We start from the raw sequence: 25,501 nt of genomic DNA on the forward strand, positions 1-25,501 counted from the left end.
ACGCCTCAGATACCGGTCGCCCTGCGATCGCCCGCACAGGCCAGCGGCACAAAGAAAAAGGGGCCGCCCGTCAGGCCGCCCCTTGCTGTCTCTAACGTGTCGTGGCCGTCTATCGACGGTCCCCGGCCTTACAGGATCTTGATGTTCGCAGCCTTGATATCGGCGAGGAAGGCATCCAGACCCTTGTCAGTCAGCGGATGGTTGATCATGCCCTTGATCACGGCGGGCGGTGCGGTGATCACATCGGCGCCGATGCGCGCGCTTTCCAGCACGTGGTTGGCGCTGCGGATGGAGGCCGCGAGGATCTCGGTCTCAAAGCCGTAGTTGTCATAGATGGTGCGGATATCCGCGATCAGATCCATGCCATCGAGGTTGATATCGTCCAGACGGCCGATGAAGGGCGAGATGAAGGTCGCGCCAGCCTTGGCCGCCAGCAGCGCCTGATTGGCCGAGAAGCACAGGGTCACATTCACCATATGGCCATCGTCGGTCAGGGTTTTGCAGGCCTTCAGACCGTCCCAGGTCAGCGGCACTTTCACAGCGATGTTTTCGGCGATCTCAACCAGCTTGCGGCCTTCGGCGATCATGTTCTCGGCATCTGTTGCGGTCACCTCGGCAGAGACCGGACCATCGACCAGATCACAGATTTCCTTGGTCACTTCGATGATGTCACGACCGGATTTCTTGATCAGCGAGGGGTTGGTGGTCACACCATCCACCATGCCCAGATCATTCAGCTCGGCAATGGCGTCGATTTCAGCGGTGTCTACGAAGAATTTCATCGGCTAGGGTCCTCTGGATGGGTTGGCCTTGATTGCGCTAGCCTTTACCTGATGGGGCGGGCTTTAAAAACCCCCCGTAACGCCCGGATCGACCTGAGCAGCAGGCCCGGGCTCAGGCACCAAGGCCGGGGCAGAACCAGCAGGGCGGGGAAACACCCGGCCCCGGCGGATGGGCAGAAGAGGCAGAAACGCGTGCAGGAGCAGGCATTTTTTCACCAAGGCGACCGGGTTGGCGTCCTGACGACACAGCCGCTGGACCGCGTCCTTGACTATCGCGCGCCCGAGGGCGGCTGCCATCTCGGCGCCTATGTCGAGGTGCCGCTCGGCCCGCGCCGTGTGCTCGGGGTGATCTGGGGGCCGGGGGCGGGCGATTTCGATTCGGCCAAGCTGCGCCCGGTGAATAGGGTGCTGGATGTGGCCCCGATGCGCGATGAGATGCGCCAGTTCCTCGCCAGATCCGCCGATTACACGCTGACGCCGCTGCCCGCGATGCTGCGGCTTGCGACCCGCGCACCGGGCCTCTCGGATCCCGTTTCCATGCGCAAGGTGCTGCGCCCCACCGGCCAGATGCCCGACCGCATGACCGATGCCCGCGAACGGGTGCTCTCGGCGGTGGCGGAATACGGCGGCCTGGCCTTCACGGCGAAGGAACTCGCGGATCTTGCCGGGGTCACAACCTCGGTGGTCAAGGGGCTGGTGAAACAGGGCGCCCTGCGCGAAGAGGACGCGCCGCGTGATCTGCCCTATCCGCGCCTCGACCCGGACCTGCCCGGCAAGACCCTGACCGACGATCAGGCCGCCGCCGCCGCCACACTTGGCGAGGGGGTCGCCAGTGGCCGCTACGGCACCACGCTGCTGAAGGGCGTCACCGGCTCCGGCAAGACCGAGGTCTATCTGGAGGCGGTCGCCGCAACCTTGCGCGCAGGGCGCCAGGCGCTGGTGCTCTTGCCGGAAATCGCCCTGACGGCAGAATTCCTGAAACGGGTCGAGCAGCGCTTTGGTGCGACGCCCGCCGAATGGCACTCGGGCGCGACGATGACCGAACGTCGCCGGGTCTGGCGCATGGTCGGGCAGGGCAAGGCGCAGCTGGTGATCGGCGCGCGCTCGGCGCTGTTTCTGCCCTATCAGAACCTCGGCCTCATCATTGTGGATGAGGAACATGACACCTCTTACAAACAGGACGAAGGGGTCTGTTATAATGCCCGCGACATGGCGGTGCTGCGCGCGGCCATGTGTTCGGCGCAGGTGGTGCTCGCGTCGGCCACGCCCTCGCTGGAGACCTGGGCCAATGCCGAGGCAGGCAAATACAGCCGTCTGGATCTCACCTCTCGTTTTGGCGCCTCGGTGCTGCCAGAGATGCGCGCGATCGACATGAGGGCGGAAAAACTGCCCGCCTCGACCTGGATCTCACCAACACTGAAACAGGCAATGACAGCCCGCATGGAACGCGGCGAACAATCGCTCCTGTTCCTCAACCGCCGTGGCTTTGCGCCGGTCACCATCTGCCGCGCCTGCGGCGGCCATGTGACCTGCGACCATTGCGATTCCCGCATGGTTGAACACCGTTTCATGAAGCGGCTGATGTGCCACCAATGCGGCGAGACCAAACCCGTACCGGACGCCTGCCCGACCTGTCAGGTCGAGGGCAAAATGGCCCCCGTCGGCCCCGGTATCGAGCGGCTGGGCGAAGAAACCGCCGCGCTGTTCCCAGAGGCCCGGATCGCGGTCCTGTCCTCCGATCTCTTTGCCTCCGCCCGCGCCCTGAAGCAACGGATCGAGGAGATCGCCGCAGGGGAGGCCGATATCATCCTCGGCACCCAACTGGTGGCCAAGGGGCATAACTTTCCCCTGCTCACACTGGTCGGCGTGATTGACGCGGATCTTGGCCTGCAAGGGTCGGATCTGCGCGCGGCGGAGCGAACGTTCCAGCTGATGCGGCAGGTCGCAGGGCGGGCCGGGCGCGCCGACAGGCCGGGCGAGGCGCTGATGCAGACCTTCCAGCCCGAACACCCGGTCATCCGCGCGATCCTCTCCGGCGATGAGGAAGCCTTCTGGAAGGCCGAAGCCGCCGAACGTCACGCCGCAGGCGTACCGCCTTATGGGCGGATGGCGGGCATCATCCTGTCGGGGCCGGATCTGCCTGCGGTGATGGATCTTGGCCTGACGCTGGCGCGCAATGACATGCCACTGCGCCAGATCGGCGCGCAGGTTTTTGGTCCGGCACCGGCGCCCATAGCGCGGATCCGCGGCCGCCACCGGGTGCGCCTGCTTGTGAAGGCCGACAAGGGGACGCCGCTACAGGATGCAATCGCCCGCTGGATTGGTCCAATACGTCTCAAGGCGGATCTGCGTCTCTCCGTCGATATCGACCCGCAGAATTTCTTCTGAGGAATCCGATGGGGGCGCTGCCCCCGGCCTGCGGCCTCCCCGGGGATATTTCCGGCCAGAAGATATCTGCGGCTTGTCATCTTCTGGCGTCAAATATCCCGGAGCGCGAGGCAGCGCCTCGCATGTGGTCAGGCCAGCGCCGACATCCGCCGCTGATCGGTCAGCACATCGGTCAGCACCGCCCCGACCCACATGGAAAACAGCGCAAGCCAGGCGGTGCCCGCAAAGATCGATCCGCCGGTGACACCCGCACCGATGGCGCAGCCACCCGCCAACATGCCGCCAAAGCCCATCAGGGCCGCGCCAATCATCGCCCGGCGCATCGTGGCAGCGTCGTCAAACGCCTGCAGGCGCATCTCTCCACCAACGGCAGCCGCCAGCATCGCGCCGCCAAAGACCCCTGCAACCAACCCGATATCGAACTCCAGAACCGAGGCGCGATCGAGGAAAAACATCAGCATCCGTGCCGAGGGGCCGGTGAAGGTCGCGCTTTCGATCTGCACCGGATCAAAGGCCACCTGTGCCAGCGCCGAGGTCACCGCCCAGCCAAGCGCCACCGCAAAGCCGACGCCAGAGGCAAAGATCAGCCGACCCGCGCCGATGCGGTTCTGTGCGGACAAACCCAGCGCAAGGAGTGCCGTTAGCAGGCCAATGACCAGCCCGGACCACTCCGGCAGACCGGCTGCGGTCAGCAGATCCAGATTGCGCCCGCCAGAGGTGATCCACAGCCCGGCCAGATAATCCCTCAGGGGCGCCAGATGCCCGGAAAGGCTCATCTGGGCGGTCACGGCAAAGATCAGCCCCGACACCACCGAGCGCAGGTTTCCGCTCGCGGCCAGCACCAGCAGCCGACCCGAACAGCCCCGCGCCAGCATCATGCCGATGCCAAAGATCAGCCCGCCGATGATGGCGCCGGACCAGCTGCCCGGCACCGCCATCATCCGCGCCTCATCGGTATTGATCCATCCCAGCAGCCGACCAGCCTGCACCCAGACCAGCGCGGTCGAAAACGTCAGCAGCCAGACCGCTACCCGGTCTCCCATCCGGCCCCGGGCAAATTCCACCGTGGCGGCCCGCAGGCAGAACCGTGAGCGCTGCGCCGCCACGCCAAAGATGCCACCGGTCAAAGCCCCGAGCAGGGCCGCCGCGCCGGGTTCGCCAACCCATTCGACAAATCCGATAAATCCGTCCACCCGCAGCCACCTTTCATGAAATTCCGCTTTGTGAATATGATTTCCGATACACTCGTGCATTGATGCAGATCAGATGTGCGGGCGGCTTTTTTTCTCGCCAGCGGCGGCCGATCGGCGTAGAGCCGTGGGCATGTTCAAACCTGTCCCCACCGAAGCTGCGGCGTCCCTGCCGCTCTGGCGCCGCCCCACGACCTTGCTGTTTGTGATGGCGCTGACCATGCCGATTGCCTTCAACACCTGGAGCGCGCTGCTCAACAACTTTGTGATCGAGGCCGCGAATTTCGACGGGGCTGACATCGGCCTGCTGCATACGGTGCGCGAGATTCCGGGGTTTCTCGCCATCGGGGTGATCGCGGTGATCCTGTTTGTGCGCGAACAGGTGCTGGGGCTGGTCTCGTTGATGATGCTGGGGCTGGCGACCGCCGTCACGGCGTGGTTTCCCAGCCTTGGCGGGCTGCTGACCATCACGCTGCTCAGCTCGATCGGGTTTCATTACTATGAGACGGTGAATCAGTCGCTGCAGTTGCAATGGCTGCCCAAGCTGCGGGCGCCACAGATCCTGGGCTGGCTGGTGGCGGCGGGATCCGCGGCAACGCTGGTGGTCTACAGCCTGATTGCCCTGCTGTGGGAGCCGCTGGGCCTGACCTATAATATCGTCTTCCTGCTGGCGGGGGGCACCACCACTGCGATGGCGCTGTTCTGCCTGCTGGCCTATCCGCAGTTCGACGCGCCGCATCCGCAGACCAAACGCCTGATCCTGCGCCGCCGCTACTGGCTCTACTATGCGTTGCAGTTCATGGCCGGGGCGCGGCGGCAGATCTTTGTGGTTTTTGCCGGCTTCATGATGGTGGAGAAATTCGGCTTTGCCGTGCATGAGCTGACCAGCCTCTATCTGATCAACCTGGTGGTCAATATGATTGCGGCACCGCTGCTGGGGCGCGCTGTCGCCCGCTTCGGCGAGCGCCGCACGCTGATTTTTGAATACACCGGGCTGGCGTTGGTCTTTGCCGCCTATGGCGGGCTCTACTGGTTCAGCTGGGGCGTGGTTCTGGCGGGGGTGCTTTACGTTGTAGACCATATCCTGTTTGGGCTGGCGCTGGCGCTGAAGACCTATTTCCAGAAGATCGCCGACCCGTCAGATATTGCGCCAACCGCTGCGGTGGCCTTTACCATCAACCATATCGCCGCGGTGGTGCTGCCGGTGACGCTGGGGTTGCTCTGGGTGGTGTCTCCTGCCGCGGTCTTTGCGCTGGCGGCTGGGATGGCGATGATCTCGCTGATGCTGTCGCTGCTGATCCCGCGCCATCCCGAACCCGGCAATGAGACGATCTTTGCCAAGTGGCAAGGCACCGCCCCGGCAGAATGACACGCGCGGCCCGCGCCCCAGTCCCAAAGCGGGGCGGGCAGGGTCACGGCTCTTGACCTGCGCCGCCGACGGGCCTAGGCGCTGTGCAACCATTGCCCGGAGACCGCCATGCCCACCTTTACCGCCCTCACCACCCTGACTGGAAAAGCCCCCGCCGAAGCGCTTGGCGAGGCGATGGAGCGCCTGATCCCGGAACCAACCGGTCTGGGCGTGTTCGAGGTCGAGGACGGCTCCGGCCTGTGGGAGGTCGGCGGCTATTTCACCGAGACCCCGGATGAGGCCGGTCTGGCGCTGCTGGCGACCATGTTCGATGCCCAGCCTTTTGTGATCTCTGAACTGCCCGAGACCGATTGGGTCGCCCATGTGCGGCGCGAACTGGCGCCGGTGGAAGCGGGCCGTTTCTTCGTCTACGGCAGCCATGATGCCGACAAGCTGCCCGCTGATCGCATTCCGCTTCTGATTGAGGCGGCGATGGCCTTCGGCACTGGCCATCACGGCACCACCCTGGGCTGCCTGAAGGCGCTGGACAAGCTGATCGACGACGGCTTCGTCGCCGGGAAAGTCGCCGATATCGGCTGTGGCACGGCGGTGCTGGCGATGGCTGCGGCGCGCGTCTGGGATGGGCAGATCCTGGCCAGCGACATTGATCAGGTCGCCGTGGACGTTGCCGAGGCCAATCTGAAGGCCAATGACATGGAAGGCCGTGTGCAATGTCTGGAAGCCGCCGGTTTCGACGCCCCGGCACTGGCCGAGGCGGCCCCTTACGATCTCATCTTCGCCAATATCCTGAAAGGCCCTCTGGTTGCATTGGCCCCGGATGTGGCCGGCCATCTGCGCGACGGTGGCTATGCGATTCTCTCCGGTTTGCTGAACGAACAGGCCGATGAGGTGCAGGGCGTTTATGCACAGAACGGCATCAATCTTGTGGAACGCACCGAGATTGGTGACTGGACGACGCTGCTTTTGCAGAAAAAGGGCTGAATCGCTCAAGTTTGTTGAGCATTTTAATGACCCGCCCCAAAATGGTCCCATTCCCTACCTAAACATTAATATGTGGATGGTGGGAGCCATTGCAGGGTTTTGGTTATGGGTGAACACAGTAACAATTTCTATGCTCGGCTTGACCGGCTGGAACGCAAACACGGGGCCATGGCGCGCGGCTATACTGCCAAAGTGCGCGCGGATGGGTTGATCGTGGTGGCGCCGCGACGGGTGCAGTCGCGGATCTCCGGCCGATCATTGATCCTGTTTGTCGCGGCGTTTCTGCTGTTCAAGGGCTTCTTGATGGCAGCGCTGGGATTTGGCAGCTACGACTATCGTGTCGACCAGCTGCGGGCGGGAACGGGGCTGGAAAAAGCCGGTGCATTTGTCATGCAGCGGGATCCAGTGTCACAGTTCCTGGCCGAGAAGATCGGACCTGTGCTGCGGTAGAGGGACAGGCTGGCGGGCCATGTGTCGGGCGCTGGGGGGCATCCGACACAATCCGGCCGCGCGGTCATGTCCGACGCAGCAGGGTTACGCCTCGGCATCGACGTGCAGACCAAAGCAACCAGAAAACGCCGCACTCCATCAGGAGGCGGCGTTTTTCATGTCTCTCGGATGATAGGCTCTGGATGATCCAGACCGAGGTGCCAACCTCAGAAGACCGGCTTGCCCTCGGCAACGCGATCGATATCCGCGCGGGACAGGCCGATATCGGCCAGTTCGCGGTCGCTCAGCTGACCCAGCGTCTGGCGGGTGGCGCGCGCGTCGTTCCAGTCGATAGCCGCGCCCAGAAGGCCGGTGATCATGGCGCTGAAGCGGCCAAACAGGCTGCTGGTGCCATAGGTGGTGCGGGTGGTGTCAAATGCAGCCATGTCCTCGTCCTTTCGGAGGTTGAATTGAACTCTTCGCCCTGTGGCGATGGACGGCAATTAGTCATCTGCATGACGGCTGACAATCGCTGAAATTGCATGTGTCATATGCGCTTTTTGCATGGCTTATGATCCATAAAAACAAGGGAAAAGGCCGATTTTTTACCTCTTGGAAAGGAATGTCGGTTTCCCCGCCGGAGAGGGTCGTTTTCGGAACAGGATTCACGTGTTTTTGCGCCACAGGTGCCGCGCGGCATCCCCGCAGGGCACATCGCACAGGCCTGTAAAGCAATTGGACATGTTCGCCTTTTGTGCTAATCCTGAGCAAAATCAGACCTCCACACCGGGCAGGGATAGGGCAGACATGCGAATATTGGGCATTGATCCGGGGTTGCGAAACCTCGGTTGGGGGGTGATCGAATCACGCGGCACTCGTCTCAGCCATATCGCCAACGGCGTCTGCACCTCCGATGGCGATGATCTGGGCGAACGGCTGCTGTCGCTCCACAATCAGGTCATCGAGGTGATCGCGGCCTACCGCCCCGATCAGGCCGCCATCGAACAGACCTTCGTGAACAAGGATGGTGCCGGCACGCTGAAACTGGGGCAGGCGCGGGGCGTCGCCCTGATGACGCTGGCGCAGGCCGGTCTTCCGGTGGGTGAATATGCCCCCAACCGGGTGAAGAAAACCGTGGTCGGCGTGGGTCATGCGGCCAAGGAACAGATCCTGCATATGGTGAAACTGCAACTGCCCGGCTGCCTGCCCAAGAATGCCGATGCAGCGGATGCTCTGGCCATTGCCATCTGTCATGCGTTTTATGGGGGCACGCAACAACGCCAGCTGAAGGAGAAGCGCGCGTGATCGGAAAACTCACCGGGCGTCTGGAGTACCGCAGCAGCGATCACGTGCTGATTGATGTGCGCGGCGTCGGCTATATCGTCTATTGCTCCGACCGCACCATGGCCGCGCTGCCGGGCGTCGGCGAGGCGGTCGCGCTCTATACCGATATGGTGGTGCGTGAGGACCTGATGCAGCTCTATGGCTTCCCTTCGCTGGTTGAAAAGGAATGGCATCGCCTGCTGACCTCGGTGCAGGGGGTGGGGGCGAAAGTCTCGCTGGCCATTCTCGGCGCGCTTGGCCCCGATGGGGTCAGCCGCGCGATCGCGCTGGGGGATTGGGCGGCGGTGAAGGCCGCCAAAGGGGTCGGCCCCAAGACCGCGCAGCGCATTGTGCTGGATCTCAAAGACAAGGCGCCGGGTGTCATGGCGATGGGTGGCACCGTCGTCGACGCCATGGATGGGCCGGGGCTGGATGTGGTCGAACCCGCCGAGCCGGTGAGCACGGCCAGGAAACCCCGCAAAGCGCCACCCAAGGCCCCCTCCGGTGCCGCAGCTGCTTCTGCGGGGGCGCTCTCTGCGCTTGGCAATCTGGGCTATGGTCCCTCCGATGCCGCTGCCGCCGTGGCCGAGGCGGCCGCCACCTATCCAGACGCCAATGAGGCCGAGCTGATCCGCGCCGCCCTGCGGCTGCTGGCACCGAAAGGCTGATTGTGTGAGAGTATTGAAAAAAATAGGACAACGCCCGTCTGCGGGTGGACGGGCACTGTCCGGCCTGCCGACCGGAGTAGGGTTTAAAGAAACCAGATTGGAGTCATCAGAATGATTGACGCCGATCCCACCCTGCGTCCCGCGCCCCTGCCCGAAGACAGCGCCGCCGAAAACGACCGCGCCCTGCGCCCGCAGGGGCTGGGCGAATTCATCGGTCAGGCCGAAGCCCGCGCCAATCTGCGTGTGTTTATCGAAAGTGCGCGCCGCCGCGGCGAGGCGATGGACCACACGCTGTTTCATGGCCCCCCCGGTTTGGGCAAGACCACCCTGGCGCAGATCGTCGCCCGCGAACTGGGCGTCAACTTCCGCATGACCTCCGGGCCGGTTCTGGCCAAGGCGGGCGATCTGGCAGCGATCCTGACCAATCTGGAATCCCGCGACGTGCTGTTCATCGACGAGATCCACCGGCTGAACCCGGCGGTGGAGGAGGTGCTATATCCTGCGATGGAGGATTTCGAGCTGGATCTGGTGATCGGCGAAGGGCCGGCGGCGCGCACCGTGCGGATCGAGCTTCAGCCCTTTACCCTGGTTGGCGCCACCACCCGTATGGGCCTGTTGACCACGCCACTCAGGGACCGGTTTGGCATTCCAACCCGGTTACAATTCTACACCATCGACGAGCTCTTTGAGATCGTCAGCCGCAACGCCCGCAAGCTGGGCGCCCCCGCAGATGACGACGGCGCCCGTGAGATCGCGCGGCGCGCCCGCGGCACCCCCAGGATCGCCGGCCGACTCCTGCGCCGCGTCGTGGACTTCGCTGTTGTCGAGGGCGATGGCACCATCACCCGGGAACTGGCCGATGGTGCGCTGACGCGGCTGGGGGTGGATCAGCTGGGTCTGGATGGCGCGGATCGCCGCTATCTGCGGATGATTGCCGAGAATTATGGCGGTGGTCCGGTCGGGATCGAGACCATGTCGGCGGCCCTGAGCGAAAGCCGTGATGCGCTGGAGGAGGTGATCGAGCCCTATCTGTTGCAGCAGGGTCTGATCCAGCGCACGCCGCGCGGGCGGATGCTGGCGCATAAGGCCTGGACCCACCTTGGGCTGACGCCGCCACGGGGGCAGGGCGACCTGTTGCTATAGCGGCTCATCTGCCGCGCAGGCGCGTCAGTGCTGTCGCGGATTGGCGTCAAAACAGTCTGAAAGTGTTAAGATGGGTTTGAAGAATTGGACTCAATTTTAGCGTATGTTTCGCGTGCGAAACATTTGGTCACGCCTGCTGACCTAAGTGACAAGGCCTGAATGAAGCGCCGCGCCAGACGCGGCGCTGCCTCCGGCGGGGATATTGTGGGCCAGAAGATGCACAGTGATACCCGGTCGCAACCCTTGCCGTTGATCCCGTGAGCGGGCATTAAGTCCATTCAAGACCGCAGTCCGACTAGAGAGCCGCATGATGACCCCAGCCGAGATCGAAGCCCTGTTTACCCGTGCCGATGGCTCTTATGCCTTTGCCCGTTGGGGGCGGCCGATTGCGCCGATCGTCTTTGGCGTCGAGGACAGCACGCTGGCGACCGTCAAGGGCGCGATCGAGGCGGTGGTGACCCTTGCCGGGCATCAGATGGCGGAGACCGATCCCGAGCTGGGCTCCAACCTGATGGTGTTTTTCTTTCGCGACTGGGACGAGCTGATGGGGGTGCCGGATCTGGACCATCTGATCCCGGGGCTTGATCCGCTGCTTGAGCGGCTGAAGGCGGCGGATGCCAGCCAGTACCGCGCCTTCCGCTTTGACGATCAGGGGGCCATTCAGGCCTGTTTCGTTTTTCTGCGCATGGGCGGCGCGATGGCAAAGCTGCCTGCCGAAACGCTCGCCCTGACGCAGGCGGTGCAGGCGATCCTGATGTGGGGCGACAGCGCTTTTGCCAAGACCTCGCCGCTGGCGGTGCTGCCGGAGACGGGCGCCACCATCCTGCGCCCGGATATCGCCGGGGTGATTGCGGCGGCCTATGATCGGATGATGCCGCTTGCGGCATCCGACAGCGCCCATGCGCTGCGGCTCTTTGCCCGGCTGCAGGCACCGATTGAGCCCTCGGCCGACGCCTCTGGTCAGGCCAGCCACTGAGCCGCGCGCCAGCGCAAAACGGGGCAGGAGGCCCGGCAGAATGATCCATCGCTTTCCGGTTCGGGTATATTACGAAGACACCGACATGGGCGGGATTGTCTATCACGCCAATTACCTGCGGTTTATCGAACGGGCGCGCAGCGACTGGGTGCGCAACCTTGGCAATGATCAGAACGCCATGCGCGAGGCGGGGCTGATCTGGGTGGTGCGCCGGATTGAGGCGGATTACCTCGCCCCTGCCAAATTCGACGAAGAGCTGCGGATCGAGACCGAGGTGCAGAAGGTCACCCCTGCGCGGCTCACCATGTCGCAGCGGGTGTTTCGCGGCGAGACGGAGCTGTTTCGCGCCATCGTTACGGTGGTTTGCGTCAATGCCGGGACCGGCGCGCCGACCCGCCTGCCGGCAGAGATTCGCGCATTGCTGTAACAATTCCTGCTGTCACGGCTGTTTCATTGGCTTTTGACCTTGAACTGCGATAGCCTTTTGCCAAATGAAAGCCGGAAAACGGCTGGAAAACGGCCAAAAACATAGAGCAGGTCCATGGAAGCAGAAACTCTGGCGTTGGCGCAGGAGATTGATTTCTCCATGTGGGGGCTATTCGCGCGGGCGACCCTGACGGTCAAATTGGTGATGCTGATGCTGGTTGTCGCCTCCGTTTGGTCCTGGGCGATCATCCTGCAGAAACTGATCAACTATCGTCTGGCCCGTCGGGAGGCGGCGGAGTTCGACTGTGCCTTCTGGTCCGGTGAGCCGCTGGATGGTCTGTTTGACCAGATCGGCCCGCAGCCCAAGGGGCAGTCGCAGCGGATCTTTGCCGCCGGGATGACCGAATGGCGGCGCAGCCACCGCACTGACGGGGCGCTGATTGCGGGTGCGCAGGCTCGGATCGAGCGGTCGATGGATGTGGCGATCGCCAAGGAAAGCGAACATGTACAGAGTGGTCTGTCGATCCTGGCCACTGTTGGGTCCACCGCACCGTTTGTCGGGCTGTTCGGCACCGTCTGGGGCATCATGACTGCCTTTATCGAGATTGCGGAACAGCAGAACACCAACCTCGCCGTTGTGGCGCCGGGCATTGCCGAGGCGCTGATGGCGACGGGGCTGGGGCTGCTGGCTGCGATTCCCGCGGTGATTTTCTACAACAAGCTGAGCGCGGACAGCGACCGGATCATCGGCAGCTACGAAGCCTTTGCCGATGAGTTTTCCACCATCCTCAGCCGCCAGCTGGATTCCTGATCCATGGGCGCCTCGGTTCAACCCAATGCCGCCAACGGGCGCCGCCGGGGACGGCGGCGCAGCCGTGCGCGGCCGATGGCGGAAATCAACGTCACGCCCTTTGTCGATGTGATGCTGGTGCTGCTGATCATCTTTATGGTGGCGGCCCCGCTGATGACGGTGGGCGTGCCGGTGGAGCTGCCAAAGACCGCCGCAGGCGCGCTGCCCGGCGATGAGGAAGAGCCGCTGACCGTGACCATGACCGCCAGCGGCGAGATCCAGATCCAGACCACTGCCGTGGCCCCGGATGAGCTGATCGCCAAACTGCGCGCCATCGCGGCAGAGCGGACCTCCGATCAGGTGTTCCTGCGTGCGGATGGGGCTATCCCCTATGAGGCGGTGATGCAGGTGATGGGGGCGCTGAATGCCGGTGGGTTTTCCAGCGTTGGTCTGGTGACCGATGTGGGTGGTCCAACCCTTGATGGGCGGGCTGTCGAAGACAGCGGGCAATAGGCGGGGCACGGGTGTGCAGACCGGAACCAAGATCTCTGTTGCAGGCCATGCGCTGCTGGCGGGCTGGGTCGTTTTCGGCGCCTGGTTCCCGTCCGAGCCGCTGCCGATGGCGGTGCAGGATGTGTCGATCATCTCGACCGAGAAATTCGCCCGGCTGAGCCAGCAGCGCGCCGCGCCAGTGGTGGCCGATACCGCCGGCGATCTGACCCAGCCTGAGCCGGAACCCGCACCGCAGGTCACGCCACCGCCGGAGCCGGAGCCCGAACCGCAGATCAGCCAGCCTGAGCCGGTGACCCCGCCCGAGCCTGACACCGAACTGGCCGAGCGCCCGGAGCCGCAGCCGGTTGAGCCGACACCGCCGGTGGCCGCGCCCGCGCCGCCCGACGTGCCGGACACGACGACGGTGACACCGCAGCTGGCCGAGCGCCCGCAGCTGCGCCCGCTGGATCGCGTCGCCCCGACCCCGGTGGCACCACCGGAGCCGGACACCCGGATTGATGATGTGGCCCAGCCAGAGGTCTCCGATGAGGTTGGTTCCGAGCCTGCCCAGGAGTCCCAGCAGGCCACGGCAGAGGCGGCGGCCAACGACCGGATCGTGACCGAGGAGGTCGAGGCGCAGACCGAACAGGTGGCCAGCGCTGCACCTGCGCAGTCACTGCGGCCCCGGACCCGGCCAGCGCGGCCGACGCGGCCGGAGCCAGTCGCACAGCCCGAACCGGAACCTGCCACGACTGAGCCGGTCGAGCCTGACCCCGTGCCGGATCGCTCTGATGCGGTGGAGGATGCGCTGGCCGCTGCCCTTGCCGGTGGTGGTGAGGTGGCAGCGCCGGAACCCTCGGGCCCGCCGCTGACCAGTGGCGAAAAGGATGCGCTGCGGGTGGCCGTGCAGCAATGCTGGAACGTCGGCTCGCTGTCATCGGAGGCGCTGCGCACCACCGTGGTGGTCTCGGTCGCGCTGACACCGGACGGCCGGCCCGAGGAGGGCAGTATTCGGATGCTCTCCAGCACCGGCGGATCGGGGGCTGCGGCCAATCAGGCCTTTGGCGCGGCGCGGCGGGCGATTCTGCGCTGCGGTGCGCGTGGTTTCCAACTTCCGTCTGACAAATATGCGCAATGGCGTAATATCGAAATGACCTTCAATCCCGAAAGGATGCGGATCAAATGAGGACATATCTGGCAACGCTCGTGATGGGCGCGACCCTGCTGGGGGCGGCGGTGATGGCACCGGTTTTGCCTGCGCAGGCACAGGATGGCCCGCTGAGGATCGAAATCACCGACGGGGTGATCGAACCCTTGCCCTATGCGGTGCCCGGCTTTGTGCCGGAAACCCCTGCCGCCGCCGAACTGGCGCGTGAGATTTCGCGGGTGATTGCCGCGGATCTGAGCGGCACCGGCCTGTTTCGTGAAGTCCCGGCCTCGGCCCATATCGCCAAAGTCACCGATTTCGATGCGGCGATCGGCTATGCCGACTGGAAAGCGGTGAATGCACAGGCGCTGATCACCGGCGCCCTCAGCGTGAACGGCAACCGGCTGACGGTGCGGTTCCGGGGCTATGACGTCTTTGCCGAAAAGGAGCTGGGCACCGGTCTGCAGTTTTCCGGCACCACCGACGGCTGGCGGCGTATGGCCCATAAGGTGGCGGATGTGATCTACAGCCGCATCACCGGCGAAAGCGGGTATTTCGACAGCCGGGTGGTGTTTGTTTCCGAAAGCGGGCCAAAGGACGACCGGCGCAAGCGGCTGGCGGTGATGGATTACGATGGCGCCAATGTGCAATATCTGACCAACAGCGCCTCCATCGTGCTGGCGCCGCGGTTCTCACCCACCGGCGACCGGGTGCTCTACACCAGCTACGAGAGCGGCTTTCCGCAGATCCATGTGCTGGATGTGGGCAGCGTGCAGCGTCGGGTGCTGTCGGCGGACAATGGCATCATGAGCTTTGCGCCGCGCTTTGCGCCGGATGGGCGCACCGTGGTCTACTCGCAGTCGCAGGGCGGCAATACCGATATCTTCACCATGGATATCGACACCGGCACCCGGACCCGGCTGACCAGCGCGCCGTCGATCGAAACCGCCCCGTCGTTTTCCCCCGATGGCAGCCAGATCGTCTTTGAAAGCGACCGTTCCGGCGCGCCGCAGCTCTATGTGATGGCGGCAACCGGCGGCGAGGCCCGGCGGATCAGTTTTGGCGCGGGGCGCTACGGCACTCCGGTGTGGTCGCCGCGCGGTGACATGATCGCCTTTACCAAGCAGAACAAGGGCCGGTTCCATATCGGCGTGATGCGGACCGATGGCAGCGAGGAACGCCTGCTGACGGCCTCCTTCCTAGATGAGGGGCCGACCTGGTCCCCGAATGGCCGGGTGATCATGTTCACCCGTGAAACCCAAGGGGCCAGCGGCCGGGCGCTGCTCTATTCGGTGGATGTATCGGGGCGCAACCTGAAACCGGTCCGCACCCCCGATGGCGCGTCGGATCCGGCGTGGTCGCCCTTGCAGAACTGAAGTGTCGCGCGCCTGCCATAATGGTCCGGCGCGCGCCCTGTTAACAAAGACCAAAGTGGCAGCGGCATCGGGCCTGTGGTAAATCTGGTGCAACAATTGGAAATGGGACGAGGCGGATATCATGAGCGGTTTGACAAAAGCAGTGCTGGTGGCAGCGGCGTTGGGGCTGAGCGCCTGTACGGGCAACCCCTGGGATGATGCAGCCGGGGCCGGTGGGCCTGGTGCAGGGGCCGGGGCGGGCGCTGCGGGGCAGCTGGATCCCAGCAGCCCGGCCTACTTCCAGCAGACGGTCGGCGACCGGGTGCTGTTTGCGGTTGACCAGTCGACCCTGTCACCTGCCGCCCAGAGCGTTCTGCAGGGGCAGGCGCGCTGGCTGACGGCCAACCCGGATTATGTGGTCACAATCGAAGGCCACGCCGATGAGCAGGGCACCCGCGAATATAACCTTGCACTGGGTGCGCGCCGGGCCAATGCTGCCCGCGAATACCTGATTTCCCAAGGGGTTGCGGGCGGCCGTCTACAGGTTGTCAGCTTTGGCAAGGAGCGTCCGCTGGAGATCTGCTCGAACGAGGCCTGCTACACCAAGAACCGTCGCGCGGTCACCGTGCTGGCGGGTGGCTTGACGGGGTAAGTGACCATGCGACTGCGTCCTCTTGCGATTGCCGCCCTTGCGCTGACCCTGGCAGTGCCGCCGCTTGCCGTCCGGGCGCAGGATCAACAGACCCTTGCCGATATCCGGCAGGAACTCACCGTGCTGCACGTCGAAATCCAGCGGCTGAAGCGGGAAATGTCGACCACCGGCAGCCCGCAGACCAATGTCGCGGGCGACAGTGTGCTGGACCGCGTCAGCGCCATCGAGGCGGAGCTGCAGCGGCTGACCGCGCAGACCGAACAGCTCTCCTACCGGGTCGATCAGGTGGTGCAGGATGGCACCAACCGGATTGGTGACCTGGAGTTCCGTTTGGTGGAACTGGAAGGCGGCGATGTCTCGAAACTGGGGGAAACCAGCACGCTGGGCGGCGGTGAGCTGCCCGCAGCCGGGGCACCTGCGCTGCCCGCCACGCCGCCGGGCGCTTCGGTCGATACGACGTCGGAGCTGGCGGTGGGCGAGCAGACGGATTTCGACGCCGCCAAGGCCGCGCTGGACAGCGGCGCCTATCAGGAGGCTGCGGAGAAATTCGCGGCCTTCACCCTGGCTTATCCCGGCAGCCCGCTGGCCGCAGCGGTGGAATACAATCGCGGCAAGGCGCTGGACGGGCTGGGTGACACCCGCGAGGCGGCGCGGGCCTATCTGGCGTCATTCTCCGGCAACTCCTCAGGAGAGACCGCGCCGAAGGCATTGTACGAACTGGGCGCCGCACTGGGGCGGCTGGGTCAGACCAGCCAGGCCTGCGTGACCCTGGCAGAGGTCGGCAGCCGCTTTCCCGGTGCAGCCGAAACCGCCGCAGCGGAGGCGGAACGCGCAAAACTGGCCTGCAATTGACGCGCAGGGACCGGGATATCCTCGCCATTGTGCAGGAGCAGTTCCGGTCTGCCTTGCCCGAACGGTTGGGCGTTGCGGTGTCAGGCGGCGGCGACTCGATGGCGCTGATGTATGCGCTGCATGAGTGTTTTGCCGATCTGGGCGTGGAAATCTGTGTCGCAACTGTTGATCACGGGCTGCGCGCGAGCTCGGGCGAGGAGGCGCAGATGGTGGCGGATGTGGCTGCCAAACTGGGTCTGGCGCATGATATCCTGCAATGGGTTGACCGGCCTTCTGCGCAGCAGGCGGGCAATCTTCAGGAGCAGGCCCGCAACGCGCGCTATACGCTGCTGACCGCATGGGCGCAGTTGAATGACATCCCGGTGGTTGCATTGGGGCATACGGCCGATGATCAGGCCGAAACGCTGCTGATGCGGCTGGGGCGGTCGTCGGGGGTGTCCGGTCTGGCTGCGATGCCGCGCAGCCGCGCGATCGAGGGGATCACCCTGCTGCGGCCGCTTCTGGAGGTGACGCGCGAAGAGCTGCGTGGCTACCTGCGGGAGCGGGGAGGGCAGTGGGTTGAGGACCCCAGCAACGAGGATCTGCGTTTCGAGCGGGTGCGGGTGCGTCAGGCGATGGATGCTCTGGCGCCGCTGGGGCTGACCGTGCAGCGGCTGGCCGCCGTTGCCCGCAATATGGGCGCCGCCCGCGAAGCCCTGGACTGGTATACGTTCCTGGCCGCCCGCGACATGGCCGAGGTGCGCGATGGCGCGATTGTCATCGACCAGCGCCAGTTTCGCACGCTGCCGGACGAAATTGCCCACCGGCTGCTGGTGCGATCCGTGCAATGGGTCAGCGGGGCGGTGCATCCGCCACGGCGTGAGCCGATGGTGCAGGCCCGCGAGGCAGTGCGTCGTGGCGGATCCTTCACATTGGGGGGCTGCCGGATGATCACCCGCAAACAGCGCACATGGGTCTGCCGCGAATATAACCCGGTGGCCGATGAGATGACCCGGCCCGGTCGGCTCTGGGACGGGCGCTGGCGGGTTTTTGGCGGCGAGGTGAAGGACCATGAGGTGCGCGCCCTGGGCTCTGACGGCCTGCAGCACTGTCCCGACTGGCGCAGTGCCGAGGTTCCGGGCGAGGTGCTTCATGCCACGCCGGCCGTGTGGCGGGGGGGGGAGCTGGTTGCCGCCCCATTGGCAGGATTTGGCAACGGATGGTCCGCAGAACTGGTTCAGAACAGCGAAGAGTTCTTCACAGCTCTTTTATCGCATTGAACCTCACTGAAGTATCCCTATTTTAGAGGCAACGAAGGCGGCCTGCCAGGTGCGCCTCGCATATTGGGAGACTTTCCTTGGGCAACGTACGCAATATCGCCTTTTGGGTTGTTCTGTTTGTGCTCGTCTTGGCGCTGTTCAACTTGTTCAGTGGTTCGGGCAGCACGATGCAGAGCCGAGAGAAGACTTTTTCTGATTTTGTCAGCGCGGTTGAAAACGGCAATGTCAGCACCGTGACGCTGGATGGTGAACAGGTTCGCTATACCACGTCGGACGGGCAGAATTTCATGACCATCAAACCCGGCGACGCCGAGGTGACCGCCCTGTTGATCGACAACAACATTCCGGTCCGCGCCGAGAAGCAGCAGCAGTCCGGGTTCCAGTCGTTCCTGCTGACCCTGCTGCCCTTCCTGCTGCTGATCGGTGTCTGGATCTATTTCATGAACCGGATGCAGGGCGGCGGCAAAGGCGGCGCCATGGGCTTTGGCAAGTCGAAGGCGAAGATGCTGACCGAGAAGCATGGCCGCGTTACCTTTGACGACGTGGCTGGCATCGACGAGGCCAAGGAAGAGCTGGAAGAGATCGTTGAGTTCCTGCGCAACCCGCAGAAATTCTCGCGCCTCGGCGGCAAGATCCCCAAAGGCGCCCTGCTGGTGGGCCCTCCGGGTACCGGTAAGACGCTGCTGGCGCGTGCGATTGCAGGCGAGGCGGGCGTGCCGTTCTTCACCATCTCCGGTTCCGATTTTGTCGAGATGTTTGTCGGCGTCGGTGCCTCCCGCGTGCGCGACATGTTCGAACAGGCGAAGAAAAACGCGCCCTGTATCGTGTTCATCGACGAAATCGACGCCGTCGGTCGCCATCGTGGCGCCGGCTATGGCGGCGGCAATGATGAGCGTGAACAGACGCTGAACCAGCTCTTGGTGGAGATGGACGGTTTTGAGGCCAATGAAGGCGTCATCATTCTGGCCGCCACCAACCGCAAGGACGTGCTGGACCCGGCGCTGCTGCGTCCGGGCCGTTTTGACCGGAACGTGACCGTCGGCAACCCCGACATCAAAGGCCGCGAAAAGATCCTGGGCGTTCATGCCCGCAAGACGCCGCTTGGCCCTGACGTTGATCTGCGCATCATCGCGCGTGGTACGCCGGGGTTCTCCGGTGCGGATCTCGCCAACCTCGTCAATGAGGCCGCATTGATGGCCGCCCGTGTTGGCCGCCGTTTTGTCACCATGGAAGATTTCGAATCGGCCAAAGACAAGGTGATGATGGGGGCTGAGCGCCGCTCGATGGTGCTGACCCAGGACCAGAAGGAAAAGACCGCCTACCACGAGGCCGGTCACGCGGTTGTCGGCATGGCGCTGCCGCTGTGCGATCCGGTCTATAAGGCGACGATCATTCCGCGCGGTGGTGCGCTGGGTATGGTTGTGTCGCTGCCGGAAATGGACCGTCTGAATTATCACCGTGACGAATGTCAGCAGAAGCTGGCGATGACCATGGCGGGCAAGGCGGCGGAAGTCATCAAATACGGCGAAGATCATGTCTCCAACGGTCCGGCCGGCGACATCCAGCAGGCCAGCCAGCTGGCGCGTGCCATGGTGCTGCGCTGGGGCATGTCGGACAAGGTCGGCAACATCGACTATGCCGAAGCGCACGAAGGCTATTCCGGCAATACGGCGGGCTTCTCGGTCTCTGCCAACACCAAGGAGCTGATCGAGGATGAGGTGAAGCGCTTTATCCAGCAGGGCTATGAACAGGCGTTGCAGATCCTCAAGGACAAGAATGAGGAATGGGAACGTCTGGCGCAGGGGCTGCTGGAATTTGAAACCCTCACCGGTGACGAGATCAAACGCGTTATGAATGGCGAGCCGCCGCAGGCAGGCGAGGACGAGGATGATGACACCGATACCGGTAGCGCCTCGGTCACCGCGATCCCCAAGGCCAAGCCGAAGAAGCCTGCGTCGGATGATGGCATGGCACCGGAACCGTCGTCCTGACGGCGGGGCGCTGAACGCCGTGTAATATCAGACCCGGTCACCCTGAGGGTGGCCGGGTTTTTTGATGTCTGAACTGCGCGCGAAAAGCCGAGCGGCGGGGCTGGCCAGAACCGGATGCTGCCCCTATGGTGGCGGAAATTCCTGAATGAAATGAGCCTGATGGAGATGCCCCATGCCAGTGATGCGCGAAACGGAGTTTCAGGGACAAGTGACCTGGATCGGCTATGTTCCGGCTGCCACCGGTGGGCTGCGGTCGGAGCCGCGGGACGCGCTGACGCTGGGGTTTGACGGCATCGAAGGCGAGCGCCACGCGGGCGCCTTGCGCGCCTCCTGTGTGCGGGTGCGCAATCTGCATCCCGAGGGCACGGAAATCCGCAACCTGCGCCAGATCAGCATCCTGTCGGAGGAAGAGCTGGCGCTGATCGCCGCCGATATGGGGATGGAGCGGATTGATCCCGTCCACCTTGGGGCGACGCTGGTGCTGCGCGGGATTCCCGACCTTAGCCATCTGCCACCCTCCAGTCGCTTGCAGGGGCCGGATGGGGTGACGCTGACGGTCGATATTGAGAACCGGCCCTGCATTTTCCCGGCCAAGGAGATCGAGAAGGACCACGCGGGCTTTGGTCCGAAGTTCAAGCCGGCAGCCACCGGCAGACGCGGTGTGGTGGCCTGGGTCGAGCGGCCTGGCGTGCTGAGGCAGGGCGAAAGCCTGCGCCTGTTTGTGCCGGACCAGCCTGCCTGGGCACCCTGAGTCGGGGCATGTCTGCGCCGCCGGTTGCTGATAGGCGTTGACGCGGCACGATTGGCAATCTTTGGATGCCCTAGGGGGAGCGAACGCCGTTTCAATGCCTGATCATGTCGGAAATCACGCGCATGGAATGTCGCAGAAGGGCTAAGTCTTGCGGGAAACCGGCACGGCTGTGCCCATGTAACTCGCGACATCACAATTCAGGAAACCGGCCATGAGCTACAAGAGTGACATCGAAATCGCCCGCGAGGCGCAGAAGCGTCCGATCCAGGAAATTGGCGCCAAGATCGGCATCTCCAGCGATGATCTGCTGCCCTACGGCCACGACAAGGCCAAGGTGAGCCAGGACTTCATCAATTCGGTTCAGGGCAAGGAAGACGGCAAGCTGATCCTGGTGACCGCGATCAACCCGACGCCTGCGGGCGAAGGCAAGACCACCACCACCGTTGGTCTGGGTGACGGTCTGAACCGCATCGGCAAGAACGCGATGATCTGTATCCGCGAGGCCTCGCTGGGCCCGAACTTCGGTATGAAGGGCGGCGCCGCAGGTGGCGGTTACGCGCAGGTTGTTCCGATGGAGGAGATGAACCTCCACTTCACCGGTGACTTCCACGCCATCACCTCGGCCCACTCGCTGCTCTCGGCGATGATCGACAATCACATCTACTGGGGCAATGAGTGCGATATCGACATCCGCCGTGTTGCATGGCGTCGTGTGGTCGATATGAACGACCGCGCCCTGCGCCAGATCACCGCCTCCCTTGGTGGCGTCTCCAACGGCTTCCCGCGCGAAACCGGTTTTGACATCACCGTGGCCTCCGAAGTCATGGCGATCCTCTGCCTCGCCAACGACCTGAAGGACCTGGAAAAGCGTCTGGGCGACATCATCGTGGCCTACCGCCGCGACAAGACCCCGGTTTACTGCCGCGACATCAAGGCAGAAGGCGCGATGACCGTTCTCTTGAAGGACGCGATGCAGCCGAACCTGGTGCAGACCCTGGAAAACAACCCGGCGTTTGTCCACGGTGGTCCCTTCGCGAATATCGCCCACGGCTGTAACTCCGTGATCGCAACCAAGACCGCGCTGAAAGTGGCTGACTATGTTGTCACCGAAGCAGGCTTTGGTGCGGATCTTGGCGCTGAGAAGTTCATGAACATCAAATGCCGCAAGGCAGGCATCGCACCCTCGGCTGTGGTGCTGGTTGCGACCGTGCGCGCGATGAAGATGAACGGTGGCGTGGCCAAGGCTGACCTCGGCGCGGAAAACGTCGAAGCGGTCAACAAGGGCTGTGCCAACCTCGGCCGTCATATCGAGAACGTCAAATCCTTTGGCGTGCCGGTGGTGGTTGCGATCAACCACTTTGTCACCGACACCGAGACCGAAGTGCAGGCGGTCAAGGATTACTGCGCCACCCATGGCGTCGAAGCGGTGCTGTCGCGCCACTGGGAGCTGGGCTCCGAAGGCTCCGCCGATCTGGCCCATAAAGTGGTTGAGCTGGCCGACTCCGGCAAGGCCAACTTCTCGCCGATCTACCCCGACGAGATGCCGCTGTTCGAGAAGATCGAAACCATCGCCAAGCGCATCTACCGCGCCGACGAGGTGCTGGCCGATCAGAAGATCCGCAACCAGCTGAAGGAATGGGAAGCGGCTGGCTATGGCAACCTGCCGGTCTGCATGGCGAAAACGCAGTATTCCTTCTCCACCGATCCGAACCTGCGCGGCGCGCCGACCGGCCATTCGGTTCCCGTGCGCGAAGTTCGCCTGTCGGCGGGGGCCGGTTTCATCGTCGTGGTCTGCGGCGAGATCATGACCATGCCGGGTCTGCCCCGCAAACCGGCATCGGAAACGATCCGCCTGAATGACGCAGGCCAGATCGAAGGCTTGTTCTAAGGCCTGAAATAGGCAATCTGCGGCCCGAGGATCCCCTCGGGCCGCAGGAGTTTAAAGATGAGCGAACGACACCCGCCGCAGGACTGTGCCGACATGCCGGCGCTGCGGCAGCAGATCGACAGGCTGGACCGGGAGCTGATTGCCCTGTTCGCCGAGCGGGCGGGCTATATCGACCGTGCGATCGAGCTGAAGGCGGCCAATAACTGGCCCGCGCGCATACCGGCCCGTGTCGAAGAAGTGGTCGGGAATGCCCGGATGACGGCCAGCACGGCAGGGCTTGATCCCGATCTGGTCGAGCGCCTGTGGCGCCAGCTTGTGGAATGGTCGATTGCCCGCGAGGCACAGATCATTCGCGAGGAGTAACGCGGCCCGGAGCGGCGCGCAGCAAGAGGACAGAAGCAATGGTAGCGAATATCATCGACGGCAAGGCCTTTGCCGCCACCGTACGCGAGAAGGTGGCAGGCCACGTGGCCCGGTTGAAGGAAGAGCATGACATCACCCCCGGTCTGGCGGTGGTTCTGGTGGGTGAAGATCCGGCAAGCCAGGTCTATGTGCGCTCCAAGGGCAAGCAGACCGTTGAAGCGGGCATGAACTCCTTTGAGCACAAGCTGGAGGCCGACACCTCCGAAGAGGACCTGCTGGCGGTGGTCGATCAGCTGAACAAGGATCCCTCGGTGCATGGCATCCTCGTGCAGCTGCCGCTGCCGGGTCATTTGAACGAAGACCTGATCATCAACTCCATCGCGCCGGAAAAGGACGTGGACGGGTTCCACATTTCCAACGTGGGCCTGCTGGGCACTGGTCAGAAAAGCATGGTGCCCTGCACGCCGCTTGGCTGTCTGATGATGCTGCGCGACTATCATGGCTCGCTGTCGGGCATGGACGCTGTTGTCATTGGCCGCTCCAATATCGTTGGCAAGCCGATGGCGCAGCTGTTGCTGGGCGACAGCTGCACCGTGACCATCGCACATAGTCGCACCAAGGATCTGCCGGATGTTGTCCGCCGCGCCGATATTGTTGTCGCTGCTGTGGGCCGTCCTGAAATGGTGCCTGGCGACTGGATCAAGGAAGGCGCCACCGTCATCGACGTGGGCATCAACCGGATCGACGCACCGGAAAAAGGCGAGGGCAAGACCCGTCTGGTGGGCGATGTGCATTTTGAGAGTGCGGCCGCGCGCGCGGGCGCAATCACCCCGGTGCCCGGTGGCGTCGGCCCGATGACCATCGCCTGCCTGCTGGCCAATACCGTGACCGCCTGCTGCCGCGCCAATGGTCTGGCGGAGCCGGAAGGGCTGACCGCCTGATCAGAACCGACCTGCTATCTGCGGATGGCTGAGATCTGCTGCTCCCGTCGGATGCCTCCGGCGGGAGTATTTTTTGGAAAAGTGACAGGTGGGAAAAACCCGCGGATCAGGGCGCGCGGATCAGGCCGCGACCGGCACCATGGTGCCCTGCAACAGGGCGATCAGTTTTTCCTCCTCTCCGGTGATGGCGTGGACCTCGGCGGTGACAATGATCAGACGGCGGCCGGGTTTGATGACCTGGCCCGTGGCGCGCAGCATATCGCCTGCACCCGGTGCGAGAAGGTTGATCTTCATCTCGGCGGTCATCACCTCGCTGTCCTCGGGCATCAGGGTCAGAGCGGCATAGCCTGCGGCACTGTCTCCGATGGCAAAGCTGAGCGCCGCATGGGCGACGCCGTGCTGCTGGCGGCTGCCCGGCAGGATGGGCGCGGAGATGGTGACGGTGCCGGTGCCGACGCTGGCAACCTCGGCACCCAATGTCTGCATCATGCTCTGTCTGGCAAAGCTGTCGCGGATGCGCTGTTCGATCATGGCTGTCCCTTTCGCATGTGCAGCCAGCATAGACCGCGCGTGCTGCGATGGGGAGGTGACGCTGCGCGCAGATCCGCCGCGGCGGGTCAGCGCGGCATCGGGCAGGGCAGCGGACGCGGGCCGGTGAGGATCGCGAGGGCCCGCGGCGCCATGAGATCCGAGAGCGCCGGGTTGGTGGTGCAGAGACCGCCGGTATAGGTGCCAAAGGCGGGCAGGATCAGGCGCTGGTGATCGGCCAGGAACGCAGGCCGGGCGCTGCCGCGCAGACGCGCCTTTGGGTGGTAGTGGCCGGATATCTCGGCGGCAGCTTCGCCCGGGGTCTCAGCGCCGGTGTGGCTCTTGAAGGTGGGGTCGGCGATGTGACGAAACAGCAGCGGGCCGAGGGTCAGGCTGTCACAGGCGTCGCCCGCCAGCCCGCTGGGGGCAGGGTCGTGATTGCCGGTGATCCAGATCCAGCGATGAGCCGCGATCAGCTGGTCGAGACGGGTTTGGTCGGCATCTGACAAGGCGGCTGCCGCCGCGTCATCGTCGAAGCTGTCGCCGAGGCAGATGACCGTTTCAGGACGGGTCTGGTCAAGCACCGCGGCAAGACGCTGAAGGGTATCGCGGGTTTCATAGGGGGGCAGGGCCGGGCCGCCGCGCCGGAGCTGGCGTTCGGATTTGCCCAGATGCAGGTCGGAAACACAGAGCAGCCCCTGCGCCTGCCACCAGAGCGCACCAGCACCAAGCGCGGTGAGGCGCTGGCCTGCGAGGGAGAGATCATAGCCGGTCATGGCTGCCCTGATCGCCGGTTTTGCGGGAGGGTGCAAGACGG

26 protein-coding genes are annotated in these 25,501 nt (G+C 64.1%); 21 read left to right on the forward strand and 5 right to left on the reverse strand.

Features of this window, described 5'->3' with window-relative positions; genetic code table 11:
* Positions 1 to 128: 128 nt before the first annotated feature.
* On the reverse strand, positions 129 to 782 hold the full coding sequence (gene fsa, locus VWZ85_RS15370) for a fructose-6-phosphate aldolase (protein ID WP_416544227.1): 654 nt from the start codon (positions 780 to 782) through the stop codon (positions 129 to 131).
* 192 nt (positions 783 to 974) lie between these two features.
* On the opposite strand from fsa, the gene VWZ85_RS15375 reads away from it, so the two are divergent.
* Positions 975 to 3,170, forward strand: coding sequence for a primosomal protein N' (locus VWZ85_RS15375; RefSeq protein ID WP_416588955.1), 2,196 nt, complete (start codon positions 975 to 977; stop codon positions 3,168 to 3,170).
* 128 nt (positions 3,171 to 3,298) lie between these two features.
* Here VWZ85_RS15375 and VWZ85_RS15380 read toward each other — a convergent pair whose 3' ends face one another.
* Positions 3,299 to 4,363: a YeeE/YedE family protein gene (locus tag VWZ85_RS15380; RefSeq protein WP_416588957.1), complete on the reverse strand. Its 1,065-nt coding sequence runs from the start codon at positions 4,361 to 4,363 to the stop codon at positions 3,299 to 3,301.
* Positions 4,364 to 4,493: 130 nt separating this feature from the next.
* On the opposite strand from VWZ85_RS15380, the gene VWZ85_RS15385 reads away from it, so the two are divergent.
* From VWZ85_RS15385 to VWZ85_RS15395, 3 genes are all read left to right on the forward strand, one after another.
* Positions 4,494 to 5,729 carry an MFS transporter gene (locus VWZ85_RS15385; RefSeq protein WP_340544592.1) on the forward strand — a complete coding sequence of 412 codons (1,236 nt, stop codon included), beginning with the start codon at positions 4,494 to 4,496 and terminating at the stop codon, positions 5,727 to 5,729.
* Positions 5,730 to 5,837: 108 nt separating this feature from the next.
* Positions 5,838 to 6,710: a 50S ribosomal protein L11 methyltransferase gene (locus VWZ85_RS15390; RefSeq protein WP_340544593.1), complete on the forward strand. Its 873-nt coding sequence runs from the start codon at positions 5,838 to 5,840 to the stop codon at positions 6,708 to 6,710.
* A gap of 105 nt (positions 6,711 to 6,815) precedes the next feature.
* Entirely contained in the window at positions 6,816 to 7,160 is a 345-nt protein-coding gene (locus VWZ85_RS15395) for a hypothetical protein (protein WP_260086218.1), read from the forward strand.
* A gap of 206 nt (positions 7,161 to 7,366) precedes the next feature.
* Here VWZ85_RS15395 and VWZ85_RS15400 read toward each other — a convergent pair whose 3' ends face one another.
* Positions 7,367 to 7,585, reverse strand: a complete 219-nt coding sequence (locus VWZ85_RS15400; RefSeq protein WP_340544595.1) for a DUF1127 domain-containing protein — start codon at positions 7,583 to 7,585, stop codon at positions 7,367 to 7,369.
* 361 nt (positions 7,586 to 7,946) lie between these two features.
* On the opposite strand from VWZ85_RS15400, the gene ruvC reads away from it, so the two are divergent.
* The 17 genes from ruvC to folD all read left to right on the forward strand — a co-directional run bounded on the left by ruvC (position 7,947) and on the right by folD (position 24,156).
* Entirely contained in the window at positions 7,947 to 8,444 is a 498-nt protein-coding gene (ruvC, locus tag VWZ85_RS15405) for a crossover junction endodeoxyribonuclease RuvC (protein ID WP_340544597.1), read from the forward strand.
* Complete coding sequence (gene ruvA / locus VWZ85_RS15410) at positions 8,441 to 9,130, forward strand: Holliday junction branch migration protein RuvA (RefSeq protein WP_416534705.1); 690 nt, start codon at positions 8,441 to 8,443, stop codon at positions 9,128 to 9,130. The genes ruvC and ruvA overlap by 4 nt, the downstream gene beginning before the upstream one ends.
* A 111-nt stretch (positions 9,131 to 9,241) precedes the next feature.
* On the forward strand, positions 9,242 to 10,273 hold the full coding sequence (ruvB, locus tag VWZ85_RS15415) for a Holliday junction branch migration DNA helicase RuvB (RefSeq protein ID WP_340544600.1): 1,032 nt from the start codon (positions 9,242 to 9,244) through the stop codon (positions 10,271 to 10,273).
* Positions 10,274 to 10,580: 307 nt separating this feature from the next.
* Complete coding sequence (locus VWZ85_RS15420; RefSeq protein WP_416588961.1) at positions 10,581 to 11,249, forward strand: hypothetical protein; 669 nt, start codon at positions 10,581 to 10,583, stop codon at positions 11,247 to 11,249.
* Between the two features lie 40 nt (positions 11,250 to 11,289).
* The gene (gene ybgC / locus VWZ85_RS15425; RefSeq protein ID WP_416588964.1) at positions 11,290 to 11,676 is read left to right on the forward strand and encodes a tol-pal system-associated acyl-CoA thioesterase; all 387 of its coding nucleotides are present in this window, start codon (positions 11,290 to 11,292) and stop codon (positions 11,674 to 11,676) included.
* A gap of 114 nt (positions 11,677 to 11,790) precedes the next feature.
* On the forward strand, positions 11,791 to 12,486 hold the full coding sequence (gene tolQ, locus VWZ85_RS15430) for a protein TolQ (RefSeq protein ID WP_416588966.1): 696 nt from the start codon (positions 11,791 to 11,793) through the stop codon (positions 12,484 to 12,486).
* Positions 12,487 to 12,489: 3 nt separating this feature from the next.
* Complete coding sequence (gene tolR, locus VWZ85_RS15435) at positions 12,490 to 12,978, forward strand: protein TolR (RefSeq protein ID WP_260114293.1); 489 nt, start codon at positions 12,490 to 12,492, stop codon at positions 12,976 to 12,978.
* A gap of 13 nt (positions 12,979 to 12,991) precedes the next feature.
* Entirely contained in the window at positions 12,992 to 14,143 is a 1,152-nt protein-coding gene (locus VWZ85_RS15440) for an energy transducer TonB (protein WP_416588969.1), read from the forward strand.
* A complete protein-coding gene (gene tolB, locus VWZ85_RS15445; protein ID WP_340544609.1) occupies positions 14,140 to 15,480 on the forward strand; it encodes a Tol-Pal system beta propeller repeat protein TolB in 1,341 nt (446 codons plus the stop codon). The genes VWZ85_RS15440 and tolB overlap by 4 nt, the downstream gene beginning before the upstream one ends.
* A 121-nt stretch (positions 15,481 to 15,601) precedes the next feature.
* Entirely contained in the window at positions 15,602 to 16,111 is a 510-nt protein-coding gene (pal, locus tag VWZ85_RS15450; protein ID WP_340544610.1) for a peptidoglycan-associated lipoprotein Pal, read from the forward strand.
* A 6-nt stretch (positions 16,112 to 16,117) separates the two neighbouring features.
* The gene (gene ybgF / locus VWZ85_RS15455) at positions 16,118 to 16,963 is read left to right on the forward strand and encodes a tol-pal system protein YbgF (RefSeq protein ID WP_416552964.1); all 846 of its coding nucleotides are present in this window, start codon (positions 16,118 to 16,120) and stop codon (positions 16,961 to 16,963) included.
* A gap of 53 nt (positions 16,964 to 17,016) precedes the next feature.
* The gene (tilS, locus tag VWZ85_RS15460) at positions 17,017 to 18,222 is read left to right on the forward strand and encodes a tRNA lysidine(34) synthetase TilS (protein WP_416537329.1); all 1,206 of its coding nucleotides are present in this window, start codon (positions 17,017 to 17,019) and stop codon (positions 18,220 to 18,222) included.
* Positions 18,223 to 18,299: 77 nt separating this feature from the next.
* Complete coding sequence (gene ftsH / locus VWZ85_RS15465; protein WP_340544613.1) at positions 18,300 to 20,213, forward strand: ATP-dependent zinc metalloprotease FtsH; 1,914 nt, start codon at positions 18,300 to 18,302, stop codon at positions 20,211 to 20,213.
* A 172-nt stretch (positions 20,214 to 20,385) separates the two neighbouring features.
* Positions 20,386 to 20,964 (forward strand): MOSC domain-containing protein, encoded by a 579-nt coding sequence (locus VWZ85_RS15470; protein WP_416588972.1) that lies wholly within the window; start codon positions 20,386 to 20,388, stop codon positions 20,962 to 20,964.
* Between the two features lie 211 nt (positions 20,965 to 21,175).
* Entirely contained in the window at positions 21,176 to 22,852 is a 1,677-nt protein-coding gene (locus VWZ85_RS15475; protein ID WP_340544615.1) for a formate--tetrahydrofolate ligase, read from the forward strand.
* A gap of 57 nt (positions 22,853 to 22,909) precedes the next feature.
* On the forward strand, positions 22,910 to 23,215 hold the full coding sequence (locus tag VWZ85_RS15480; protein WP_416588974.1) for a chorismate mutase: 306 nt from the start codon (positions 22,910 to 22,912) through the stop codon (positions 23,213 to 23,215).
* 38 nt (positions 23,216 to 23,253) lie between these two features.
* Positions 23,254 to 24,156, forward strand: coding sequence for a bifunctional methylenetetrahydrofolate dehydrogenase/methenyltetrahydrofolate cyclohydrolase FolD (gene folD / locus VWZ85_RS15485; RefSeq protein WP_416588977.1), 903 nt, complete (start codon positions 23,254 to 23,256; stop codon positions 24,154 to 24,156).
* Positions 24,157 to 24,276: 120 nt separating this feature from the next.
* Here the strand turns inward: folD and VWZ85_RS15490 are convergent, their stop codons facing one another.
* Both VWZ85_RS15490 and pdeM read right to left on the reverse strand, forming a co-directional pair.
* Complete coding sequence (locus VWZ85_RS15490; RefSeq protein WP_340544618.1) at positions 24,277 to 24,687, reverse strand: PaaI family thioesterase; 411 nt, start codon at positions 24,685 to 24,687, stop codon at positions 24,277 to 24,279.
* Positions 24,688 to 24,773: 86 nt separating this feature from the next.
* On the reverse strand, positions 24,774 to 25,460 hold the full coding sequence (pdeM, locus tag VWZ85_RS15495) for a ligase-associated DNA damage response endonuclease PdeM (RefSeq protein WP_340544620.1): 687 nt from the start codon (positions 25,458 to 25,460) through the stop codon (positions 24,774 to 24,776).
* Positions 25,461 to 25,501 lie beyond the last annotated feature (41 nt).

Source organism: Phaeobacter sp. JH20_29, assembly GCF_048056175.1.
Lineage (GTDB): Bacteria > Pseudomonadota > Alphaproteobacteria > Rhodobacterales > Rhodobacteraceae > Phaeobacter > Phaeobacter bryozoorum.